Raw genomic sequence first — 5,834 nt, forward strand, 5'->3', positions numbered from 1 at the left:
TGCCAGACCACGCCCGCCGGGAGCCCCACCGCCGCGCAGGTCGAGGTATTGAAGCAGCAGGGTTTCGAACTGACGGCGAACGGCTGGGAGTTGGGTCTCTCCGAGAGAGTCCTGTTCAATCACGACGAGGATGTCGTCAGCAGCGAACGGATGCAGGCCGTGCAGCGGCTCGGGCATGCCCTGGTCGCGGCAGGCATTGGGCGGCTCCGGCTGGACGGTCATACCGACAACGCCGGCGCGGCCGAGCACAACCAGCAGTTGTCCCTGCGCCGTGCGCAGGCCGTGGCGAAGGTGCTGGAATCAGCGGGCTTCCCGCGCCTCGACATGCAGGTGCGGGGACTGGGCGACAGCAGGCCCGTGGCCGACAATCGCAGCCCGGAGGGCCGTGCGCAGAACCGGCGGGTATCCATTATCGTCACGGTGGAGTAGTCCACCGCCGGGTGATCGTACGGCAAAGCCTGCACCGCCAGGCACGGCGCCGCAGATCTGAGCTGGCATCGCAGCCGCGCTATCGCCGGGGCACCTGTACCGCGCGCTCGGAACGCCCTGCGTTTCGCTTGCGCCCGCAAGATGCAGGTGCAAAATGCAGACGTTAACCGAGAACCCGACAGCAACCATGCCGCCCACCAATCGCCTGAACCAGCCGCAATGCATCGAAGACCTCCTGCTCTACCGTCTGGGGTGCGTGCTAGCGGATGCCGGTGGCATCGTGATCCGTTATTGCGAAGGCCAGTTTGGCATCACCCGCCGCGAATGGCGCTTGCTGGCCCTGCTGGGCGCGCACGGCGCGCAGGCATCGATCGGTTCTTCGGCACTTGCGCGGCTGGCCCATCTCGACCGGCCCCGCGCCTCGCGTGCGATCACGTCGCTGGTAGGCAAGAAGCTAGTCAGCCGGGTGGCGCGCGCCGGCGACGCGCGCCAGGTCACGCTGGCCCTCACCGCCGCGGGCGAGGCGCTGTACGCGGAAGTCTTCCCGCTGACCGCACGCGTCAACCTTGATTTGCTGGATACGCTGGACGAGGCGGAAGCCACGCAGCTCGACGGCATGCTGGCGCGCTTGCAGCAACGCGCCCAGCAGATGGCGGCACGCGGCGGCCTGCCACGGGCGGACCGGTGGCGTGGCGGCAGGCGAAGCCCGCCATTGCCGGAAGGCGGAGAAACGCTGGCTGGCAAGCCCGCCGAAGCGGCATCGCGCACCTGACAGCCGCGGCTCCCCGGAGCGGGCACATCGCCCGCGCTGCCGTCCGCAGCGCTCGCACGCACGGATCGAAAGACCATATTTTCAAAGCATTATCTTGCCTAATCCCTCGCGTCACCTTAATATCCAAGTCATTACTTGCATATTAAGGTGACAACGATGACAGATCTTGCGAGACACCCCGATGCCCCGTGAACCCTCATTCACCGCGAGCTGGGGCGATCTGCTGCGCGGCAGGAACGGCCTGCTGGCCCTGGCCCTGACGGGCGGCGTGGCGCTGCACGCGATCAACGTGCACATCGTCACCACCGTGTTGCCGTCGGTGGTGCGGGACATTGGCGGGCTGGACTGGTACGCCTGGAACACCACGCTCTTTGTCGTGGCCTCCATCGTCGGCGCGGCAGTGTCCGTACGGCTGCTGGCTTTGCTGGGGCCGCGCGGCGCCTGCATGGCGGCGCTCGCCGTGTTCGCGCTGGGTTCGGCCGGCTGCGCCCTGGCGATGTCCATGCCCTGGATGCTGGCCAGCCGGAGCGTGCAGGGCCTGGGCGGCGGCACGCTGGCGGCGCTGAGCTATGCGCTGATCCGGGTCGTGTTCGCCCCGCCGCTGTGGCCGCGCGCCGTGGCGCTGGTATCGGGCATGTGGGGCGTGGCCACGCTCTGCGGGCCGGCCGTGGGTGGCCTCTTCGCGCAGGCCGGGCATTGGCGCTGGGCCTTCTGGACCTTGCTGCCCATTGCTCTTCTGCAGGGTTTGCTGGTGGCGGCGCAACTGCGGCCCGCCTCGGCATCCGCATCACCTGCCGGCGCCGCGCCGCGCACGCCAGTCCCGCAGATTGCGCTGCTGGCGGCTTCCGTCCTGGCCGTTGCGGCAGGCAGCCTGTCGGCGGCGCTGGCCTGGCAGGGTGCCGGCGTGGCTGCCGGGATCGCCCTGGGCGCGGCAGCCATTGCCTACGACCGGCGTGCTTCGCTGCGCTTGCTGCCTGCCGGCGCAACCGCCCCGGGCACGCCGCTTGGCGCCGCTTATGCGAGCGTGGCCTTGCTCCTGGTCGGCACCACCACGGAGATCTTCGTCCCCTACTTCCTCCAGACGCTGCATGGCCATACCCCCCTGGCCGCAGGCTACCTCACGGCCGCGATGGCGGGTGGCTGGAGCCTGGGTTCTCTGCTGTCGTCCGGGCACGGCGGCGCCGGGGCGGCACGCCTGCTGCGCGCAGGTCCGATGCTCTGCGCCGCCAGCCTGCTCGTGCTGGCGGTACTGATGCCCGCTGGCGCCGGCCTGGCGCCGGACACGCGCACGCTGCTCTGCGGCCTGGCGCTGGCGGGCGCGGGGGCGGGCGTGGGCATCGGCTGGCCGCACCTGCTGACGCAGGTGCTGACGCTGGCGCCATCGGGCGAGGGCGGGACGGCTTCGGCTGCGATCACGACGGTTCAGCTCTACGGTATGGCGATCGGCGCGGCGGTGGCGGGACTGGTGGCGAACGCGGCGGGGATTACCAGCCCGGGCGGTACGGCGGGCGCGCAATCGGCCGCGGCCTGGCTGTTCGCCAGCTTTGCCATGGCCCCGGCGCTGGCGGCGGTAGTTGCGCGCAGGATCACCGGCGGAGCGCACTGACCCGCAGCCTGTGCGCAGGCCGTTATACTCTAGCCCCCTCAAGCCTCATTCACCTGGAAACCGCCATGTCCACCGTCCCAGCCTGCCCCCAATGCGCCATGGAGAACACCTACCCCGATGGCGACAACTTCGTCTGCGCCGACTGCGGCCACGAATGGGCGATGGCGGCCGCCGCGCCGGCGGACGACAATGCGGACGCGGTCGTGAAGGATGCCAACGGCAATGTGCTGAACGATGGCGACGCCGTGGTGCTGGTCAAGGACCTGAAGGTCAAGGGCTCGTCCATCACCTTGAAGATGGGCACCAAGGTCAAGAGCATCCGCCTGGTGGGCGGCGACCATGAGGTCGATTGCAAGATGGACGCCGGCAGCTTCATGCTCAAGGCCTGCTACCTGCGCAAGGCCTGACCGGCCGCGCGTGCCCGGCCCCGCCGCCATGCGACCTCAGCGTGTGGCCACGATGAAAAACCGCGGGAACGGCAGCAACACCGTTCCGTCCGCCATCGGCGGATAGGCGCGCGCCACAGCCGCCGTATAGCGCTCCAGGTAGGCCGCCCGCCCGGCCTCGTCCAGCGGATCCAGGAAGGGCCGCAGGCCGGTGCCCTGGAACCACTCCACGATCGCGGCAGGACCGCCGGCCAGCGCGTGGTGGTAGGTGGTGCGCCACACGTCGACCGTGGCGCAGTGGGCGCGCAGCAGCTCGTAATACCAGGCCGCGCCGGGCAGCGCGGTACGCGCCTGCGCGGCGTCGGCCAGCTTGCCGGCCCACGGCCCGTCGGCGGCGACTTCGCGCATCAGGCGATGGGCGGGCGTGTCGAGCGTGTCCGGCACCTGGATGGCAAGGCTGCCGCCCGGAGCCAGCTTGGCGGCCAGCGCGGGCAGCAGGCGGCCATGGTCCGGCAGCCATTGCAGCACGGCATTGGCCAGGATCAGATCGTATGGGCCCGGCTCGTACCAGCTTTCAATGCCGGTGACTTCGAACTTCAAACCCGGCAGCCGCTTGCGCGCGGCCTCGATCATGTCGGGCGAGCTGTCCAGGCCGCTCACGCTGGCGCCGGGAAAGGTCTGCGCCAGCACCTCGGTCGAATTGCCCGGACCGCAGCCGATGTCCACCGCAATACGCGGCTCGCGCCCCGGCACGGCGGCAAGCAGGTCACGCACCGGCCTGGTACGTTCGTTCTCGAATTTCACGTATTGCCTGGCTGACCAAGTCATTGCTGCTCCTTTGCGGGTTCGGTTCTGGTGCCGGGGCCGTTCGCGCTGCCGTCCCCGGAGATTCACGCCGTCAGGATAGGCCCGGGTTGCTATGATTTTCAATGCATATTTGGAACGATTTCAATACCCAGAGAGTATGGCAATGATCGAGCTACGCCGGTTGCGCGCGTTCGTCGCGCTGGCCGAGGAAGGCCACGTCACCCGTGCCGCCGAACGGCTCGGCATGCAGCAGCCGCCGCTCACGCGCCTGTTGCGCGGCCTGGAGGCCGAGCTGGGGGTATTGCTGATGCGGCGCCTGCCGCGCGGCGTGCGGCCCACCGAAGCCGGCCTGGCCTTGCTGGAAGAGGCGCGCGCGGTACTGGCGCGCGCCGATGGCGTGGCCGAGGTGGTGCGCCGCGCCGCGGCCGGGGAGCAAGGGCGGCTGATGGTCGGATTCACCAGTTCCGCCGCCCTGCATCCCTTCGTCCCCGCGGTGCTGCGCAGGTTTCGCGAAAGCGTGCCGGGCGTTGCCGTGACCCTGGAGGAAGCCGGCACCAGCGAACTGGTGGATGCGATCCTGCATGAGCGGCTCGACGCGGCCTTCGTGCGCTCGCCGGTCGGCAGCACCGCCGGCCTGCTGCTCGATGCCGTGCTGGAGGAACCGATGCTGGCCGCGCTGCCGGCCGGCCATGCGCTGGCGGCCGATGCCGACGCCCCATTGCCGCTGTCCGCACTGGCGCGCGAACCGTTCATCCTGTACCGCCGTCCGGCGAGCCCGGGGCTGTATGACGCCATCCTGACCGCCTGCCGCGCAGCGGGATTCAGTCCGCTGGTGGCGCAGGAAGCGCCACGCCTGCCCGCCACGCTCAGCCTGGTGGCGGCCGGACTCGGCGTCTCCGTGGTGCCTGCGTCCATGCGCCGGCTGGGTGGCGACGACATCGCCTATCGCGCGCTGGCGGACACCCCATCCCTGACCGCGCCCCTGCACCTGGCGATGCGCCAGGCGCACCTGCCAGCGGCCGTCGTGCGCTTGCGCACGCTGGTACGCGAGATGGTGCCAGCGAAGACCATGGCAAGCGTAAAGCCATGATCTCGGCATGATCGTCTGGGGGGGCAGGCTCAAGCGCGCGCGGGGCGCATGCCGGCCTCTATCGCCCTATCGTTGCGCAACGCGGCGATTGCCTCGAATTCATACTCCCGCTTCATCTTCATGCCATTTTGCCGTAAACGGGTATTGAGATTCCCCTCAATTTATGGATCGAAGATGCTTTCCAACCTGACCATCAAGACACGGCTCGCCATCGCCATGTGCGTGCTCTCCGTCCTGCTGCTTGTCGTAGGAATACTGGGCCTGCTCGGCATGACCCGCAGCAATGCGGCAAACCAGGCCACATACGCCAACCAGCTGCCAAGCGCCATCGCCATCGCCGAGGCCGATATCTGGCTAGGGCGCGTCAGAACGTCCCTGTTCAGCGCAGGCCTGGATCCGCAGTCCCCCCACGCGGCGGAGTTGCTGACGCGGATCGAAAAATTCATGGCCCAGTCCGACTCGGCATGGCAGCGCTACCTGTCGCTGCCGCGCGATGCCGAGGAAGAGCGGCTGGCCCAGGATGTCAGCGCCAAGCGCAAGGCGCTGTACGACGCACTCAATGCCTTTGCCGCGGCGGTCAGGTCGGGAGATCACCAGAAAATCATCGAAGCGGGCGTCGGGCAAACCCCGTTCTACGCTGCCTTGCAGGCCAGTGGCGAAACCCTGAGCAAATTCCAGACGTCGCTTGCCAAGGCCAATTACGAGTCGGCCCTATCGTCCTTTGAAAGCTTCAGGCTGATCACC

7 protein-coding genes are annotated in these 5,834 nt (G+C 68.8%); 6 read left to right on the plus strand and 1 reads right to left on the minus strand.

Annotation, left to right across the window (positions count from 1 at the left end; genetic code table 11):
* From P3W85_RS41385 to P3W85_RS41400, 4 genes are all read left to right on the plus strand, one after another.
* Positions 1-429, plus strand: a 429-nt coding sequence (locus tag P3W85_RS41385) for an OmpA family protein (RefSeq protein ID WP_276269083.1), incomplete at its 5' end; no start/stop codon positions are given.
* A gap of 154 nt (positions 430-583) precedes the next feature.
* The gene (locus tag P3W85_RS41390; protein WP_276269084.1) at positions 584-1,201 is read left to right on the plus strand and encodes a MarR family winged helix-turn-helix transcriptional regulator; all 618 of its coding nucleotides are present in this window, start codon (positions 584-586) and stop codon (positions 1,199-1,201) included.
* 181 nt (positions 1,202-1,382) lie between these two features.
* Positions 1,383-2,807, plus strand: a complete 1,425-nt coding sequence (locus P3W85_RS41395) for an MFS transporter (RefSeq protein WP_276269085.1) — start codon at positions 1,383-1,385, stop codon at positions 2,805-2,807.
* 65 nt (positions 2,808-2,872) lie between these two features.
* A complete protein-coding gene (locus P3W85_RS41400) occupies positions 2,873-3,214 on the plus strand; it encodes a zinc ribbon domain-containing protein YjdM (protein WP_017230832.1) in 342 nt (113 codons plus the stop codon).
* 36 nt (positions 3,215-3,250) lie between these two features.
* Here P3W85_RS41400 and tam read toward each other — a convergent pair whose 3' ends face one another.
* On the minus strand, positions 3,251-4,021 hold the full coding sequence (gene tam, locus P3W85_RS41405; RefSeq protein ID WP_276269086.1) for a trans-aconitate 2-methyltransferase: 771 nt from the start codon (positions 4,019-4,021) through the stop codon (positions 3,251-3,253).
* A 136-nt stretch (positions 4,022-4,157) separates the two neighbouring features.
* On the opposite strand from tam, the gene P3W85_RS41410 reads away from it, so the two are divergent.
* Together P3W85_RS41410 and P3W85_RS41415 are read left to right on the plus strand one after the other, a co-directional pair.
* Positions 4,158-5,090, plus strand: a complete 933-nt coding sequence (locus tag P3W85_RS41410; RefSeq protein WP_430869713.1) for a LysR family transcriptional regulator — start codon at positions 4,158-4,160, stop codon at positions 5,088-5,090.
* A gap of 174 nt (positions 5,091-5,264) precedes the next feature.
* On the plus strand, positions 5,265-5,834 hold a 570-nt coding region (locus tag P3W85_RS41415; RefSeq protein ID WP_276269088.1), incomplete at its 3' end, for a Tar ligand binding domain-containing protein.

Origin of the sequence: Cupriavidus basilensis (assembly GCF_029335485.1) — a bacterium.
In the GTDB taxonomy this organism is placed as follows: Bacteria; Pseudomonadota; Gammaproteobacteria; order Burkholderiales; family Burkholderiaceae; genus Cupriavidus; species Cupriavidus basilensis_E.